This is a genomic window from Kribbella sp. (genome assembly GCF_035655035.1).
Taxonomy (GTDB): Bacteria; Actinomycetota; Actinomycetes; order Propionibacteriales; family Kribbellaceae; genus Kribbella.
This window is the reverse complement of sequence record NZ_DASRVN010000100.1, coordinates 1-14,599: the sequence shown is the minus strand read 5'-3', so window position 1 is coordinate 14,599 and position 14,599 is coordinate 1. Positions and strand designations below refer to the sequence as shown.

The window sequence follows — 14,599 nt, the reverse complement described above, 5'->3', positions numbered from 1 at the left end:
CCCGATGACCCGCGCGTGCCTCGATCCGGACGGGTACGTCGACCGGCTCACGCAGTACCACCGCTTGTTCGTCACCGCGATCGGGATGCCGCACGGCCGGGTCTGGGTCACCGACGACGTCCGCGCGGTCGCGATCTGGCTCCCGCCGGACCTGCCGGCGGACGCGTTCGAGCCACACAGCAAGGCGTTCCGGGAGATCGCCGGATCCCGCGCCGAGGTCACCGCGGAGTACGGCCAGGCGATCGCGCTCTTCCATCCACGCCGCCCGTCCTGGCTGCTCGCGCTCGCCGCCGTCCACCCCGACCATCAACGCCTGGGCCTCGGCCACGCGGTCATCCGCCCCGGCCTGGCAGTCGCCGACGCGGCCCACTCCCCCACGTTCGTGGAAACCCAGGACCCAGCGAACGTCGGCTTCTACGAGTCCCTCGGCTTCACCGTCATCGCCGAACTAGAACTCCCCCACAACGGCCCCATGCACTACGCCCTCTACCGCCCACCCCAACCATGAACACCCAGGTCTGGGACGCCGCGGTGATCGGCTGGCGCCGCTTGGCTCAGCGGCCAGGTGTGTTCGTCTGGGAACGGCACGGCGACGCCGACTGCTTCTGGTGGACAGGCAGCCCCGGCAAGATCGCCCACCAACTCTTCCTGAGTACGCCTACGGCGGAGACCCTGACCAACTCGGTGCACGAGGCCCTGCAGACCCGCCGCGACGGCGGCGATGTCTGCCTTCGCATCCTCGACCGCGAGGACCTCGCGGCAGCGCTCGACGCGTTCCACCCGAAATCCTCGAACACCGCTCCGCTGCTGCTCTGCGACCTCGCCCACCGGCCGGCGGCACCGCCTTCGGAGTTCAGGACCGCGATCATCGGCGGTGTCGAGGAGCGGGCTCGGTTGTTGCGGATGGTGGGCGGGGTGTACGACGACCCGGACGGGCTGACCGGGTTCTTTCACGGGGCTGGTGAGATCGTTGGGGTGTTCGACGGTGACCGGCTGGTTTCGTCGGCGACCGTCGTACCGGCCGGGGACACTGCGAACATCTGGTCGGTGGCCACGGCTCAGGAGGAGCGTGGGCGCGGCGCGGCGTCCGTGGTCGTCGTCGCGGCGTTGGATCGTGCGGCCGCAGCGGGCTGCTCCTACGCGGGCCTTGGCACGTCGGACGAGCTTGTCGGCTGGTACGGCCGGTTCGGATTTGCTGAGGTCGGGCGGGAGCGGAGTGCGGTGCTCAGCCGGCCAAGCGCCACCTGAGCGGTAGCTTGGCGGCGAACCAGCGCAGCCGCCCACGCGCGGGCCGGTCGTCGGTACGCGGGTCGTCTGTCTGCCGGCCGACGCGTTCGCCGAGGCCGTGTTTGTTCTCGGGCGGGGTCTTCGCGGAGTGACTCAGCGACACCAGCAGGTTGAGGGGTTCCATCGGTCCGTCCCTTCTCGACGTCTACACAGGTACGTCGGACGCGGACGGCGGATCTTGACACGGATCAGCTAGGAATCTTCCGCACTCGCCACCACCAGCCGGCGGAGCAGGTCGTTCAGCTGGGTGCGACCGGCCGTGGGCAGCTGGTGGATCAGCTCGTTCTCGACGCGCAGGATGTCGCCGATGCCGCGCTCCCACAGCTCGCTGCCCGCGCGGGTCAGTGTCGCCATCACCTTGCGGCGGTCGTCGCGGTCGTGCGTACGTTCGACGTACCCGCGCCGCTCGAGCGCGTCCAGCCGGTTCGTCAGCGCGGCCGGGGACATCCCCAGCTGCCGGGCGAGCTGACCAGGCGTCGCGCGGTACGGCGGACCGCCGCGGCGCAGCATGTGCAACGTCTTGAACTCCCACAGCTGCAGCCCGTACGTCGCCAGCACGGCCTCCCGGCGGCGCTCGAGGTACCGCGTCAGCACCTGCAGGCGCACCGTGATCCCCTCGACGTCCCGGTCGAGGTCCGCCAGCTCCCCGGCCCAGAGGTCGACATGCGTGTCCACGAAGTCCTTCACCCGGACAACTTTTCAGCGATTGAAGGTTAGTTGTCAAATCTTTCGATGTCGAAATACCGTGAGTGCATGAGCCACGTCGAAGCCGTCGTCACCGCCGCCACCAAGCTGATGCTCGCCGGTCACTGGACCGCCGCGACCGATCTCCTCACCGCCACCCGATCCGACGATCCCGCCGAGCAGCAGGCGCTCGCGCTCGCTCGCGCCGCGGTCGCCGTCGACCACGACTTCGGTCAGCAGTCCGACCACGCCACGGCCGCGCTCGCGGCTGTCCCCGAGGACTCGTGGGACCTGGACATGCTGAAACTCCGCAAGGACTACGCGGACGCGCTCTTCCACTCAGGAGACGGCGACCTCCGCGACCGCATGCTCACCTTGGTCAAGGACGCCCCGGACGACGTACGGCGAGCCGCAGCGAGCTTCTGGGCGGGCGCGATCGCCGACAACGTCTACGAGCAGCCCACAGAGGCCATCGAGCACTACACCCGTGCGCTGGAGTTGGGCGACGAGTTGACCAAGGCCCAGGCCCTTCGGCACCTCGGCCACCACTCACACGCCGCCGGGGACCTGGCACTCGCACGTGAGCAGTGGGAGCGGTCGACCGAGCTGCTGCAGAAGAACGGGCACCTGCGCCCGGCGCTCGCTCAGCAGGCCCACCTCGCGATCCTGCTCCGCGACGAGGGCGATGCCGACGGATCGGCAGCCCTGGCGACCGAGGTACACCGCTGGGCTCGTCAGCTGGGCATCGGGTTCATCATCGAGCAGACGAAGGACCTGATGGTACGGCGAACTCCGCAGGAACCCCCGCGCTGAAAGCCACATGATCCGGCGCGCGATCGGGTGCCGTCAGGCCCACGGACCGCAGTAGCTCGTCGGCGTCCAGCGTGTCGAGGGTCGCGGCGTGCAGGATCCACGGCGGGTGCACGTTCGGTAGGTACCACGTGCGGCCGGCGCGGTGCACGTGCAGACCCCAGCGAGCCGTGAGGAAGTCCTCGAGTGGCCCGACCGGGAGGCGTTCGCCCATCTCGACGCCGACGGTGGCGCGGACGCCGGAGCCACGGACGGTCGAGCTGTAACTGTGGTGGTTGCCATCGCGTTCATGCGACATCCGTGCCCACCGGTACGGCAGCCCGAACACGGTCCGCGCCGTCGCCACCACGGCCAGCCGGTCCGCGTCCAGGCTCAGGAATACGACACCACGCCGGCCGGTCTCGTCCACGGAGTACAGCCTGATGTTCGTCTCCAGGAACGACCCGAAGTACGGAACCGCCGGCCCGCGCGGCAGCCCGGTGCCGACCATCCGGAACGGTATGAGCCCGACGTACGTCCGTCCCTCGAACGTGTCGGGTCGCGTGCCCGGCGGGAAGAAGTGCGCGACGTCGGCGGGCTCGAAAGCCCAATGGACGAAGGCCAGATCCAGCCAGCGCTGCCGCAGGATCCGCGGCCGCGGCAGCGCAGGTGCGTCCGGCCAGCTCACTCCGCGTTCGGCCGGACCTCACACGTCGGCCGTCCGTCGTTGAGCTCACACACCATGAACCCTTCGGCGCCCGGCTTCCACGGCATCACCGCGTCGCCCGCGATCAGCGCATCCAGGGTCTGCAGCTCCGGGTCCCGCTGCTCCGCGTGGTGCCGGTACCCGGCCGCGCCCAGCGCCAGCGCGATCGCCATACCGAGCAGATTCACCTCCGTGGGCTGCTCCGGGACCGTGGTCCCGTCCACCGGCTCCAGCTTGATGCCGTGCTCCGGCACCTCGACGATCTGTGCGACGTACTTCATGTCATCGAGCGTAGCGGTCAACGGCTGTCCGGTACTGCTTCTAGCGTCGGAGGTATGGAGTTTCGAGCAGAGGTACCGCAGGCGGAGTTGGACGAGTTGCAGCGGCGGCTGGACGCGGTGCGTTGGCCGGACCAGTTGCCGGACGCGGGATCGTCGTACGGCGTGGAGCTCGGAAGGCTGCGGGAGGTGACGGAGTACTGGCGCACCTCGTACGACTGGAGGCGCTTCGAGAAGCGGATGAATACGTATCCACAGTACGTGACCGAGATCGACGGTCAGCGGGTGCACTACGTGCGGGCCGGCACAGGCACGCCGTTGTTGCTGCTGCACGGCTGGCCGGGCGCGGCGTCGGACTACCTGGAGGTGATCGACGCGCTCGCGCGGGACTTCACCGTGGTCGTGCCGACAATGCCCGGGTTCGGATTCAGCGGCGTCACGACGGCCGGCGGCTGGGGCGTCGAGCGGATCGCTCGCGCGTGGATCACGTTGATGGAGCAACTCGGCTTCGAGCGGTACGGCGTGCACGGGTACGACTGGGGCGCCCGGATCGGCCCCGCGCTCGCGCGGCTCGTACCGGAGCGGGTGATCGGCCTGCATCTCGACGGGTACTTCGTGTTCCCGCAAGGCGAGGAGCTGACCGAGGCGGAACAGCAACGACTCGGCGGCCTGGATCGTTGGCAGAACGAACGATCCGGGTACGCCGCGATTCAAGGCACGCGGCCGCAGACGCTCGCGTACGCGTTGCTCGACTCCCCCGTCGGACAGCTCGCCTGGAACCTCGAGTGGTACGACGACTACGGCCACCGGGAAGGTGCCATCGGCAACGACCAGATCCTCGACACCGTGACGTTGACCTGGCTGACCCGGACCGCCGGCTCGCAGGCCTGGCTCTACCGCGAGGCGCAGTCCGCGTGGGGCGCCCAGGTCGAGCACTGCGCCGTACCGACCGGGCTCGCCGTCTTCCCGAACGACAGCACGGTCCGCACACTCGTCGAGCGCGAGTTCGACGTCGTGCACTACACCGAGTTCGACCGCGGCGGGCACTTCGCGGCGTTGGAGGTCCCCGAACTGGTTATCGAGGACCTCCGCGCCTTCTTCCGCATGCTTTAACGAACGCCCAGCAGGTGCTCCATCGCGAGCTGGTCCAGCTTCTCGAAGCCCAGGCCGCGATCGGCCAGCGCCTCCCGGTCGTACGTCGCGTTGCGGAGGTCGTCCAGCGACTCACCCTCGCCCAGCGTGGGCTCGGACAGCTCCGCGACGCGGGCTGCGGCCAGTGCGTCGACGACCTCAGGGTCGGCCCGGAACGCCCGTGCCTTGTCCCGAAGGATCAGGTAATTCCGCATGCAGGCGCGCGCGGTCTCCCACACGCCGTCCTCGTCCTCGGTGCGCGGCGGCTTGTAGTCGAAGTGCACGTAGCCGTCGTAGCCGCCCTGATCCAGCACGTCCACGGTCCAGAACGCCTCGCGCAGGTTGCCAGCGCCGAACCGCAGGTCCTGGTCGAAGCGCGGACCGTGCTGCCCGTTGAGGTCGATGTGGTACAGCTTCCCGTGCCACAGCGCCTGCGCGATGCCGTGCGCGTAGTTCAGCGAGGCCATCTGCTCGTGCCCGACCTCCGGGTTGATCCCGACCAGCTCCGGGTCGGCGAGGTCCTGGATGAACGCGATCGCGTGCCCGATCGACGGCAGCAGGATGTCGCCACGCGGCTCGTTCGGCTTCGGCTCGATCGCGAACCGCAGGTCGTACCCCTGCTCGCGGACGTACGCGCACAGGATGTCCATCGACTCCTTGTAGCGGTCCAGCGCCGCGCGGACGTCCTTCGACCCGCCGGACTCCGCGCCCTCACGACCGCCCCACAGCACGTACGTCGTCGCGCCGAGCTCGGCCGCCAGATCGACGTTCCGAAGGACCTTCGCGAGCGCGTACCGACGTACCTGACGGTCGTTCGCGGTCAGGCCGCCGTCCTTGAAGACCGGGTGGCTGAACAGGTTCGTGGTCATCATCTCGACACCCATGCCGGTGTCGGCGAGCGACTTCTTGAAGCGCTCCAGCACCTGGCCGCGGGTGCTGTCGTCGGGTACGACGTCGTCGTCGTGGAACGTCACCGCGGCGGCGCCGAGCTCGGCGAGCTTCTCGACGGCGTGCACCGGGTCCATCGCCGGACGGACCGCCGTACCGAAGACGTCGACGCCCTGCCAGCCGACGGTCCACAGCCCGAAGGAGAACTTGTCGTCCTTGGACGGGGTATAGCTGTTCATGCTGGAATCTCCTGCCATTGACGGGATGTGGAGCTGGCCTCGACCGCGGCCAGCACCCGCTGGACCTGCAGGCCGTCGGCGAACGACGGTGCCGGATCGGTCCCTTCAGCGATCGCGGTGACCAGGTCGACGGCCTGATGGGTGAACCCGTGCTCGTAGCCGAGCAGGTGGCCCGGCGGCCACCAGGCGGCGACGTACGGGTGGACGGGTTCGGTGGCGAGGATCCGGCGGAAGCCCGCCGTCCGCGCGTCGTCGGTCGCGTCGTAGAAGTGCAGCAGGTTCATGTCCTCGAAGTCGAACGCCAGACTGCCGAGGCTGCCGTTGATCTCGATCCGGATCGCGTTCTTCCGCCCGGTCGCGAACCGGGTCGCCTCGAAGACACCCAACGCACCGGAGCGGAAGGTCGCCAGGAACACCGCGGCGTCGTCGACCGTGACCGGGCCTCGTTGGGTGCCCGCGGTACCGGACAGTCCCGAGTGCTCGGCGGCGACCGGGCGCTCCTTGACGAAGGTCTCGAGCCGCGCGCTCACCTCGCCGATCGTGTCACCGGTGATGTACTGCGTCAGGTCGACGATGTGCGCGCCGATGTCGCCGAGCGCACCGGAGCCGGCCTTGCTCTTGTCCAGCCGCCAGGACAGCGGCGCCTCCGGGTCCGCGATCCAGTCCTGCAGGTACTGCGCGCGGACGTGCCGGATCGTCCCGAGCTTGCCCTCGGCAACGAGCTGCCGGGCCAGCGCGATCGCCGGGACACGGCGGTAGGTGAACCCGACCATCGAGCGGATCCCCTTGGCCTGGGCCGCTTCCGCCGCGGCCGTCATCGCCTCGGCCTCCTCGACGGTGTTCGCCAGCGGCTTCTCGCACAGCACGTGCTTGCCGGACTGCAGCGCGGCGATCGCGATCTCGGCGTGGCTGTCGCCCGGCGTACAGACATCGACCAGCTGGACGTCCTCGCGCTCGATCAGCTTGTGCCAGTCGGTCTCCGTCGCCTTCCAGCCGAGTTTGGTCGCGGCGGCCTGGACGGCGTCGGCGTTCCGGCCGCACAACACATTCATCGCGGGTTCGAGCGGCAGATCGAAGAACCGCGGCGCGCTTCGCCAGGCCTGCGAATGTGCCGCGCCCATGAACGCGTAACCGATCAGGCCGATACCCAGGTTCGTCATGACTCTCCTAGTCTTGTCGGGTCGGCGAATACGTGGTCGAGACAGATCTGGGCGCCGCCACGGACGGCCGCGCCGAAGCCGAGGTCCGACCGGACGACCCGGCAGCCGCCGCCGTCCGGTGCGAGTACGCGTTCGCGCAGCGCCTGCTCCAGTGGCTCTTCCAGCCACGGGCCGAGGACGGCGAAGTACCCGCCGAGCACGAGCACGGCCGGGTTCAGGATGTTCACCAGGATCGCGCCGCCGATCCCCAGCCAGGTGCCGACGTCCTGCAACGCGGACAACGTCCGTACGTCGCCGGCCTCGGCGCGCTCGACGACCGCGGCGAGCCGTTGCTCCACGTCCAGCCGTGGATCCCGGACCGGGTCGTGCCGATCGGTTGCCTGGCGCAACAGTGCGGTCAGGCCGACGACGGTCTCCCAGCAGCCGGTCCGGCCGCAACCGCAGGACTGTCCGGGCGGCGCGACCGGCATGTGACCGACCTCGCCGCTGTACCCGTGCGCGCCACGCAGCAGGTGCCCGCCGGCCACCACGCCCCCACCGACGCCGACGGCACCGGTGAGCAGCACGAGGTCGTGAACCTCGTCGGTCTCCCGCAGTTCGGCGTACGCCGCGAGCGTCGCCAGGTTCGCCTCGTTGTCCACGTGCAGCGGGTACGCCGGTTCGCCGAGACGCGTGCGCATCTCCTTGGCGACGGACAGGTCGCTCCAGCCGAGGTTCGGGGCGAGCTTCAGCTCCCCGGTCTCGCCTTCGACCAGACCGGGTACGGCGAGCGTGACACCGGCCAGCTGCCCGCCGCGGAGGTGCACGGCCTCGACGGCCTCCTGGACGAGTTCGGCGAACCGGTCGAGCGTCGTACCTGGTCCGAGGTGCGCGACGTCGACCGGGACGCGCTTCTCGTGGACGACGTTGCCCGCGAGGTCGAGCGCGACGACGGCGAGGTACTCGACGTTGATCTCAGCGCCGATGCCGCAGACGCCGGTGCCGTCCAGCTCGACCAGCTGGCCCGGACGGCCGAGCGCGCGGCTGGAGTCGGCGGACCCCTCGCGGAGCAGGCCGCGCTCGACGAGCTCGGCGACCAGGCTGCTGACGGTCGCCTTGTTCAGCCCGGTCTCCTCGGCGATCCGGGCGCGGGAGCGCGGGCCGAGGTCGTGGACGTGCCGCAGTACCACCGAGAGGTTGTTCCGCCGCAGCGCGACGTGGTCGGCGGCGACGCCCCGGATCACCATCGCGCCGCCTCCTCGGATTTAGTCTGTTGATCCAACAAACTAAGTTGGCGGCGGCCGTCCGTCAAGAGTTCCGGAACCGTCGGCTTGTTGCAGGACTTTGTCGAGATTTGTACGCTCGCAAGCACTCTCTCCTGCCCGCCCCCTCCAGGAGCTCTCATGAAACTCACTCGCCGTACGTTCCTTGCCACCACCGCGGCAGCCGTCGTCGCCGGCTCGTCCGAGGTCGCGTTCGCCGCCAGTCCCCCGGGCGACGTCGTCGGAAAGATCACCGTCGGCTACCAGGGCTGGTTCGCCTGTCCCGGTGACGGTGCGCCGATCAACGGGTGGTGGCACTGGAGCCACGACTGGAGTCAGCCGCCGTCGCCGACGAACACCGCGCTCGTCAGCTGGCCCGACGTCCGCGATTTCGCCTCGACGTACCAGACCGCGTACCCCAACCTCGGGAACGGACAGGGCGCCCGGCTGTTCTCGTCGTACGACCAGCAGACCGTGAACACACACTTCCAGTGGATGCAGGAGAACGGCTGCGACACGGCGGCGCTGCAGCGGTTCAACCCGACCGGCGGTGAAGGCCCGACGCGGGACGCGATGGCCGCGAAGGTGCGGCAGGCGGCGGAGCAGTACGGCCGGAAGTTCTACATCATGTACGACGCCACCGGCTGGGCCGCGATGCAGTCGGAGATGAAGCAGGACTGGACGGCGAAGATGAGCGCGTACACGGCGTCACCGGCGTACGCACGGCAGAACGGGAAGCCAGTGGTGTGCATCTGGGGATTCGGGTTCGACGACCCGAACCACACCTGGCCGCCGGACGTCTGCCTGGACGTCGTGAACTGGTTCAAGGGCCAGGGCTGCTACGTGATCGGCGGCGTGCCGACGCATTGGCTGCCGGGGAACGAGGACTCGCGGCCCGGGTACCTCGACGTGTACCACGCGTTCAACATGCTGTCGCCGTGGATGGTCGGACGGATCACCGACCTGGCCGGCGCGGACCACTTCTACAACAACGTCAACCCGCAGGACCAGGCGGACTGCGACGCGCACGGGATCGACTACCAGCCCTGCGTGATCCCGGGCGACCTGCAGTCCGGGCACCGGCTGCACGGGGACCTGATGTGGCGGCAGTTCTACAACCTGACGCGTGTCGGCGTACAGGGTCTGTACATCTCGATGTTCGACGAGTTCAACGAGGGCAACCAGATCGCGAAGACCGCGGAGACCTCGGCCTTCGTCCCCGCGGGCTCGGCGATCCGCGCGCTCGACGAGGACGGTACGGCGTGCTCCGCGGACTACTACCTCCGGCTGACCGCCGACGGCGGGCGGATGTTCAAGGGGCAGGCGCCGGTGACCTCGGTACGCCCGACACCGCCGGTCTAGAAGAGCTCCATGCTGTCGGCGGTGGCGGTGATCACCGGGTTGTCGAAGTACATCCGGCAGGCGACGGCGTGGCCGGCGCAGGCGAGCAGTGACGGGCCGGCCGCGTCGACCACCCGGTACGCGACCGGGTGGGTGCAGCGCTCGACGTCGCCGACGTTCTCGCGATGGCAGCCGAGGACGTGGCAGGTGATCGTGTCGCCGACGTTCATCAGCGTCAGGCCGTGCTCGGGGCAGACGCCCCAGCCGACGCCGCAGGCCTGGCCCTCGTTCGCGGCCAGGCGGACGAGCTTGCCGGCGGTCGCCTCGAGCCGGCCGGCCAGGTCCCGGAACGTGGTCACGGCGTGGTCCAGATCGCGCCGGAACCGTCGCAGCTCGACGGACTCCGGCATCGCCTGCGTCGCGGCCTGCAAGTCCTCGGCGAGCGTCATCGCCGCGACCGCGATCTCGTCGACCCGGACCGGCGTGTTGAACTGGCGCAGCGTCGTACCGTTCGTGTCCCGTGGCCGCTCGCGGACCTCCGACAGCCATTCGGACCGCCGGACGACATCCTCCGGCTGATCGAGGTGGACCTCGCCGACGCGCTGCCCGGAATGCCACTCGCCGGGAGCCTCGAGGTGTGTGCCTGGTTGCGGAGCGTGACCGTTAGTGGTCCCGTTAGTGGTCCCGTTCGGCGTCGCCGTCCCGTTCATCGGGATCCGGCTGCCCTCCGCTGTCCGCCCGTTCATACAGCCTCACTCGTCCCAGTCCCCTGTGGTACCTCGGTGGCCGATCGTGCCATGGTTCCGGCACTCAGGACCAGAGGAAAACGACGCTGTCACGCACCGCTCCCCCGTCTTTGCGGACAGCAACGAACGACCCCCGGTTGTTGACAGAATTTCCCGGCGGAGCGGGGTCGAATCATCGCCGCGCGGTTACTCGACGCGATCTTTGCACCTCTCGACGGACGGTCGTCACGCTGTCGCTGTCAGGTGCTCGCGGAGGAATTCCACCGTCCGGGAGCGGGCACGGTACGCCGAGTTCGCCGGGTCCTCGCGTAGGTCCCGGGTGAGGACCGAATGCGCGCTTTGGCCGTACCCGTCGGGATTTCCGGGTCCCGAGTCGAGCTCGATCACCTCGAGCGCATCGCCCAGTTGCTCACGCAGCGTCGCGAATCGTTCGGCTGGCGCCATCCGGTCCCGGCTGAACCGCAGCCCGAGGACACACAGTCCGTCGGTGCGCGTACGTTCCTTGATCCTGTCGAGTTCTTGCTGCGACAGGCCCGGGTCGCGGCGCAGCCTCGGACTGACCGCGAACGGCGTCGACGGCTGGCTCAGCACCGGCGCCGTCACGACGTCCTCGACCGCGGTCGCCAGCGCGAACCCGCCGGTGAAGCACATCCCGATCACCCCGACCCCACGGCCCGGCGTCCGGCCGGCCAGATCGGTCGCGACCGCGCGCAGGTACTTCGTGATCGGCCGCTCGGCGTTCGCCGCGAAGCACCGGAACTCCTTGGAGACGCAGAGCCGCGCGATCACGCCCAGCGTGTACGCCGAGGTCTCCGGGCGTCCCGGCGTACCGAACGGGGACGGGATCACGACCGTGAACCCCGCGGCCACCAAGTGCTCGCCGAACCCGGCGACCTCGGGGGTGAGACCAGGGATCTCGGGGATCAGGACGACGCCCGGGCCTTCGCCCTTCTCGAAGCAGTCGTAGGTCAGGCCTCCGCCGGTGAACGGCGCTTTCCGCCAGGACGACAGGTCTGCGGTCATGCGGGGAGCTTAGGGGTTGTAGTGCTGGACGGCGCCGCCTGTTGAGAGGTCCACAAGCGTGTGCGCCAGGGATTTGGCGTCGGCGAGGACTTCCTGGAGGTCCATGGTTTTGAGTTCGCGATTGCGTACGACGACCTTGCCGGCGACGAGGACCGTGACCACATCTGCGGCGCGGACCGAGTACACGAGGGCGGCGCGTGGGTCGTGGAGCGGTTGGTTGTGCGGGGCGTTGAGGTCGACCAGCGCGATATCGGCCTGGTAGCCCGGCTCGAGTACGCCGACGTGCCCGGCAAGCCCTGCCGCGGCGGCACTGCCCCGGGTGGCGACGCGGAGCGTGTCGGACAGGGTCATCCACTCGGCGTCGTGCTCGCGTTGCTTCTGCGTGAGGGCGACCATGCGGATCGCCTCCCAGACGTCGAGGGTGTTGTGTACGGCGGCCCCGTCGGTGCCGACGCCGACGCTGACACCGGCATCGAGGAGGCCTTTGATCGGGGTGACCTCGCCCATCGCGAGCTTGAGATAGACCTTCGGGCAGGACGCCACCGCCGTACGGTCGGCGTACCGCGCCAGGATCGGCAGGTCCTGTTTCCGGATCCCGCAACCGTGCGCGATCAACGTCCCGGCGTCGAGCACGCCCGTACGCTCCAGCACCTGGATCGGTGTCGCCCCGTGCTTGTCGAGCGACGCCTGCGTCTGGTCGTCGGTCTCCGCCGCGTGCAGGTGGACCCGGAACCCCTCCGCCCGCGCGATCTCCGCCGTACGCCGGAGGTCGTCATCGTTCACGGTGTATGTCGCGTGCGGCCCGAGACTCGCGGTGATCCGCGGGTGCAGGCTCTTCAGCTCACGACTCACGCCGAGCGCCGCGTTCACGTCCTGGTCGGTGGAGGAGAAGAACGTCGGCGCGAGGTCCGCCCGGATCCCTGCCTCGACTGCCGCCGCGGCGATCTGATCCGCATGAAAGTAGTGGTCCACGAACGTGGTCACGCCACCGAGCAACATCTCCGCACACGCCAACCGCGCCCCGACCCGCACCCGCTCGGGCGTCAGGTTCACCTCCATCGGCCAAATCCGCCGATTGAACCAGTCCTCGATCGCCAGATCCTCCGCAGCGCCCCGCATCATCACCATCGGACTGTGCGTATGCGCATTGACCAGCCCCGCCACCGCCAACAACCCCCGCCCCTCCACCACCTCAACGTCTTCCCCACCACCGCCCCCAAGCCCCACCACCTCAACCTTTTCCCCAGCACCGGTCCCAAGCCCCACCACCTCAACCTCTTCCCCACCGCGGCCCCCAAGCCCCACCTCACCAGCCGACCGCCCGCCGGACCCGGCGACCGGACCACTCGAACCAGCCGCCAACCCTGCGTCCGGCACACCTGCCCGCTCACCGTCCGGCCGACCACCTGGGCCACTGGCCAGCTCACCACCCAGCTCACCACCCGACCCGCCGTGCGATCTGCCGTGCGATCTGCCAGTCGGGATGATCGCGACGATCAGGTCGTCCTGGATGTGGATGTCCTGTGCCTCGTCCACCCGGCACTCACCTGCCTCGGGCACGACGAGCACCGCGACGTTCCGGATCACCAACCGCGACATACCGTCCTCCTGTCGACCGAGGCAGAGACCAGCAGTCTCGCGGACCCCCGGTCCACGCAACCAACGGGCCGATCGGCGGCTACCGTCAGCGGATGGACATCGACTGGAACGCCGAGGTGATCGACCAGATCGACGCGCACTGGCGGGATCGGCTCCGGCCGCGCCTGGACGGCCTGACTGACGACGAGTACTTCTGGCAGCCGGTCCCCAACTGCTGGACACTCAGCCGTCGCGGCGAGAGCTCGGCCCCGATGTCCTTCGGCGGAGGCGAGTTCACCATGGACTACGCCGAACCGCCCCACGACCAGGAACCAGTGACCACGATCGCCTGGCGCCTGGCCCACCTGATCGGCGGCCTCGCGTCGACGAACAGCAAGCGCTTCAGTACCGAGGCCATCGGCATCGAGACCTTCTGCTACGCCGGCACCGCCCAGGAGGCCCTGCAGCAACTCGATGACGAATACCGGACCTGGCTCACCGGCGTCCACAACCTCGGCACCGAAGGACTCACCCACCCGCAGGGCCAGCCCCCCGCCTTCGCCCACGCACCGATGGCGAAGAAGATCCTGTACACGAACGTCGAACTCATCCACCACGGCGCCGAGATCTGCCTGCTCCGCGACCTCTACCTGCGGATCGGTTCCGGCCCCGTTCCTCAGTAGTCGGCGGTGTGTAACGCGGTCGCGATCGGCTGCAGGAGGGTGATCAGTTCGTCGAGCTCGGTCGCCGTCAGTACGTCGTACGCCGGTGCCGCCAGCTCGTCCGTGAGCGCCTCGACCCGGTCCTTGAGCTCGCGCCCGGCCTCGGTGAAGCCGCCCTCCGTGGTGACCAGGCCGCGCTTGCGGAGACCGTCGACGACTCCGGACAGTTGCGCCTTCGGCAGGTGGTGGATCCGGCTGAACTCCTCTGCCCGCATCCCCAGGGCAAGAGCCATCAGGACGTGCGCCTCGGTCCCACCGATGCCGTGGGCAACGAGTGCGATGTTGTGCCCGTCGCCGCGGTGCTCCCGCAGCAGTGTCGCCGCATGCCAGAGCTTGGCGACCGGCTCCACCGGCACGTCCAGCGCCCGCAGTCCGGCGTACAGCACCCGACCCTCGATCGGTGCACTGACCGCAGCCCGGGTAGCAAGCTCGGCCGCCCGAACCAGACCAGCCGACTCCGCGAGCTCCTCCCCGATCAACTGCCGAAGCGCCGCGGCACTCCCCCGCTCCCGAATCGCGATCGCCTCCTCGGGCGTCACCTTCTCCCAGACCCACGGAATGTGCCGCGCCACCTCCCCCTCGGCGAAGTTGTAGAACACCGCATGCACCACCTCCGCCGGCGCCAACCCCAGCGGCGCAGCCCGCCCCGCGAAGTATCCGTCCCAGTAGTTGCGCATACCAACAGCCAGAAACCCCTCATTCGGCACCTCGGAGAACGTGACGGTGCCGATCGCCTCGGTGAACTCGGACATCCGGTGAACCTTGGACTGTAGGTGCGACATCGCA

At 69.2% G+C, this 14,599-nt stretch carries 17 protein-coding genes; 6 read left to right on the top strand and 11 right to left on the bottom strand.

Annotated features, from left to right (window positions below; translation table 11 throughout):
- The coding region (locus VFF46_RS05965; protein WP_325036006.1) for a GNAT family N-acetyltransferase at positions 1 to 508 on the top strand (508 nt) is incomplete at its 5' end.
- Complete coding sequence (locus VFF46_RS05960; RefSeq protein ID WP_325036005.1) at positions 505 to 1,248, top strand: GNAT family N-acetyltransferase; 744 nt, start codon at positions 505 to 507, stop codon at positions 1,246 to 1,248. The genes VFF46_RS05965 and VFF46_RS05960, both read left to right, overlap by 4 nt.
- Here VFF46_RS05960 and VFF46_RS05955 read toward each other — a convergent pair.
- Positions 1,226 to 1,411: a hypothetical protein gene (locus VFF46_RS05955; protein WP_325036004.1), complete on the bottom strand. Its 186-nt coding sequence runs from the start codon at positions 1,409 to 1,411 to the stop codon at positions 1,226 to 1,228. The two genes, VFF46_RS05960 and VFF46_RS05955, sit on opposite strands and share 23 nt — an antisense overlap.
- A gap of 68 nt (positions 1,412 to 1,479) precedes the next feature.
- The gene (locus VFF46_RS05950) at positions 1,480 to 1,974 is read right to left on the bottom strand and encodes a MarR family transcriptional regulator (protein WP_325036003.1); all 495 of its coding nucleotides are present in this window, start codon (positions 1,972 to 1,974) and stop codon (positions 1,480 to 1,482) included.
- A gap of 66 nt (positions 1,975 to 2,040) precedes the next feature.
- Between VFF46_RS05950 and VFF46_RS05945 the strand changes: the two genes are divergently transcribed.
- Positions 2,041 to 2,784 carry a hypothetical protein gene (locus VFF46_RS05945; protein WP_325036002.1) on the top strand — a complete coding sequence of 248 codons (744 nt, stop codon included), beginning with the start codon at positions 2,041 to 2,043 and terminating at the stop codon, positions 2,782 to 2,784.
- Here the strand turns inward: VFF46_RS05945 and VFF46_RS05940 are convergent.
- Both VFF46_RS05940 and VFF46_RS05935 read right to left on the bottom strand, forming a co-directional pair.
- Entirely contained in the window at positions 2,726 to 3,448 is a 723-nt protein-coding gene (locus VFF46_RS05940; RefSeq protein ID WP_325036001.1) for a DUF2071 domain-containing protein, read from the bottom strand. The genes VFF46_RS05945 and VFF46_RS05940 overlap by 59 nt on opposite strands.
- On the bottom strand, positions 3,445 to 3,747 hold the full coding sequence (locus tag VFF46_RS05935; RefSeq protein ID WP_325036000.1) for a hypothetical protein: 303 nt from the start codon (positions 3,745 to 3,747) through the stop codon (positions 3,445 to 3,447). Before VFF46_RS05935 ends, VFF46_RS05940 begins: the two co-directional genes overlap by 4 nt.
- A 54-nt stretch (positions 3,748 to 3,801) precedes the next feature.
- Here VFF46_RS05935 and VFF46_RS05930 point away from each other — a divergent pair, with 54 nt between their 5' ends.
- A complete protein-coding gene (locus tag VFF46_RS05930) occupies positions 3,802 to 4,857 on the top strand; it encodes an epoxide hydrolase (protein ID WP_325035999.1) in 1,056 nt (351 codons plus the stop codon).
- On the opposite strand, the gene xylA is transcribed toward VFF46_RS05930, so the two are convergent.
- Genes xylA through VFF46_RS05915 form a run of 3 tightly spaced genes read right to left on the bottom strand, consistent with a single transcriptional unit; the run spans position 4,854 to position 8,388 of the window.
- Positions 4,854 to 6,002 (bottom strand): xylose isomerase, encoded by a 1,149-nt coding sequence (gene xylA / locus VFF46_RS05925; protein WP_325035998.1) that lies wholly within the window; start codon positions 6,000 to 6,002, stop codon positions 4,854 to 4,856. The genes VFF46_RS05930 and xylA overlap by 4 nt on opposite strands.
- Entirely contained in the window at positions 5,999 to 7,162 is a 1,164-nt protein-coding gene (locus VFF46_RS05920) for a Gfo/Idh/MocA family oxidoreductase (protein WP_325035997.1), read from the bottom strand. The genes xylA and VFF46_RS05920 overlap by 4 nt, the downstream gene beginning before the upstream one ends.
- Positions 7,159 to 8,388 carry an ROK family transcriptional regulator gene (locus VFF46_RS05915; RefSeq protein WP_325035996.1) on the bottom strand — a complete coding sequence of 410 codons (1,230 nt, stop codon included), beginning with the start codon at positions 8,386 to 8,388 and terminating at the stop codon, positions 7,159 to 7,161. The genes VFF46_RS05920 and VFF46_RS05915 overlap by 4 nt, the downstream gene beginning before the upstream one ends.
- A gap of 156 nt (positions 8,389 to 8,544) precedes the next feature.
- Here VFF46_RS05915 and VFF46_RS05910 point away from each other — a divergent pair, with 156 nt between their 5' ends.
- Complete coding sequence (locus tag VFF46_RS05910) at positions 8,545 to 9,765, top strand: glycoside hydrolase family 71/99-like protein (protein ID WP_325035995.1); 1,221 nt, start codon at positions 8,545 to 8,547, stop codon at positions 9,763 to 9,765.
- On the opposite strand, the gene VFF46_RS05905 is transcribed toward VFF46_RS05910, so the two are convergent.
- The 3 genes from VFF46_RS05905 to VFF46_RS05895 all read right to left on the bottom strand — a co-directional run bounded on the left by VFF46_RS05905 (position 9,762) and on the right by VFF46_RS05895 (position 13,112).
- Complete coding sequence (locus tag VFF46_RS05905; protein WP_325035994.1) at positions 9,762 to 10,490, bottom strand: hypothetical protein; 729 nt, start codon at positions 10,488 to 10,490, stop codon at positions 9,762 to 9,764. The genes VFF46_RS05910 and VFF46_RS05905 overlap by 4 nt on opposite strands.
- A 225-nt stretch (positions 10,491 to 10,715) precedes the next feature.
- Positions 10,716 to 11,513, bottom strand: a complete 798-nt coding sequence (locus VFF46_RS05900; RefSeq protein WP_325035993.1) for a dienelactone hydrolase family protein — start codon at positions 11,511 to 11,513, stop codon at positions 10,716 to 10,718.
- 9 nt (positions 11,514 to 11,522) lie between these two features.
- Positions 11,523 to 13,112: an amidohydrolase gene (locus VFF46_RS05895; protein WP_325035992.1), complete on the bottom strand. Its 1,590-nt coding sequence runs from the start codon at positions 13,110 to 13,112 to the stop codon at positions 11,523 to 11,525.
- A gap of 92 nt (positions 13,113 to 13,204) precedes the next feature.
- Here VFF46_RS05895 and VFF46_RS05890 point away from each other — a divergent pair, with 92 nt between their 5' ends.
- Positions 13,205 to 13,774, top strand: coding sequence for a DinB family protein (locus VFF46_RS05890; RefSeq protein WP_325035991.1), 570 nt, complete (start codon positions 13,205 to 13,207; stop codon positions 13,772 to 13,774).
- On the opposite strand, the gene VFF46_RS05885 is transcribed toward VFF46_RS05890, so the two are convergent.
- Complete coding sequence (locus VFF46_RS05885; RefSeq protein WP_325035990.1) at positions 13,768 to 14,565, bottom strand: MarR family transcriptional regulator; 798 nt, start codon at positions 14,563 to 14,565, stop codon at positions 13,768 to 13,770. The genes VFF46_RS05890 and VFF46_RS05885 overlap by 7 nt on opposite strands.
- Positions 14,566 to 14,599 lie beyond the last annotated feature (34 nt).

Coding starts and splice junctions, on each gene's coding strand:
- VFF46_RS05945 (WP_325036002.1), top strand. CDS start 2,041: ATGAGCCACGTCGAAGCCGTCGTCACCGCCGCCACCAAGCTGATGCTC.
- VFF46_RS05900 (WP_325035993.1), bottom strand. CDS start 11,513: ATGACCGCAGACCTGTCGTCCTGGCGGAAAGCGCCGTTCACCGGCGGA.
- VFF46_RS05935 (WP_325036000.1), bottom strand. CDS start 3,747: ATGAAGTACGTCGCACAGATCGTCGAGGTGCCGGAGCACGGCATCAAG.
- VFF46_RS05885 (WP_325035990.1), bottom strand. CDS start 14,565: ATGTCCGAGTTCACCGAGGCGATCGGCACCGTCACGTTCTCCGAGGTG.
- VFF46_RS05955 (WP_325036004.1), bottom strand. CDS start 1,411: ATGGAACCCCTCAACCTGCTGGTGTCGCTGAGTCACTCCGCGAAGACC.
- VFF46_RS05905 (WP_325035994.1), bottom strand. CDS start 10,490: ATGAACGGGCGGACAGCGGAGGGCAGCCGGATCCCGATGAACGGGACG.
- VFF46_RS05960 (WP_325036005.1), top strand. CDS start 505: ATGAACACCCAGGTCTGGGACGCCGCGGTGATCGGCTGGCGCCGCTTG.
- VFF46_RS05930 (WP_325035999.1), top strand. CDS start 3,802: ATGGAGTTTCGAGCAGAGGTACCGCAGGCGGAGTTGGACGAGTTGCAG.
- VFF46_RS05895 (WP_325035992.1), bottom strand. CDS start 13,112: ATGTCGCGGTTGGTGATCCGGAACGTCGCGGTGCTCGTCGTGCCCGAG.
- VFF46_RS05920 (WP_325035997.1), bottom strand. CDS start 7,162: ATGACGAACCTGGGTATCGGCCTGATCGGTTACGCGTTCATGGGCGCG.
- VFF46_RS05890 (WP_325035991.1), top strand. CDS start 13,205: ATGGACATCGACTGGAACGCCGAGGTGATCGACCAGATCGACGCGCAC.
- xylA (WP_325035998.1), bottom strand. CDS start 6,002: ATGAACAGCTATACCCCGTCCAAGGACGACAAGTTCTCCTTCGGGCTG.
- VFF46_RS05915 (WP_325035996.1), bottom strand. CDS start 8,388: ATGGTGATCCGGGGCGTCGCCGCCGACCACGTCGCGCTGCGGCGGAAC.
- VFF46_RS05910 (WP_325035995.1), top strand. CDS start 8,545: ATGAAACTCACTCGCCGTACGTTCCTTGCCACCACCGCGGCAGCCGTC.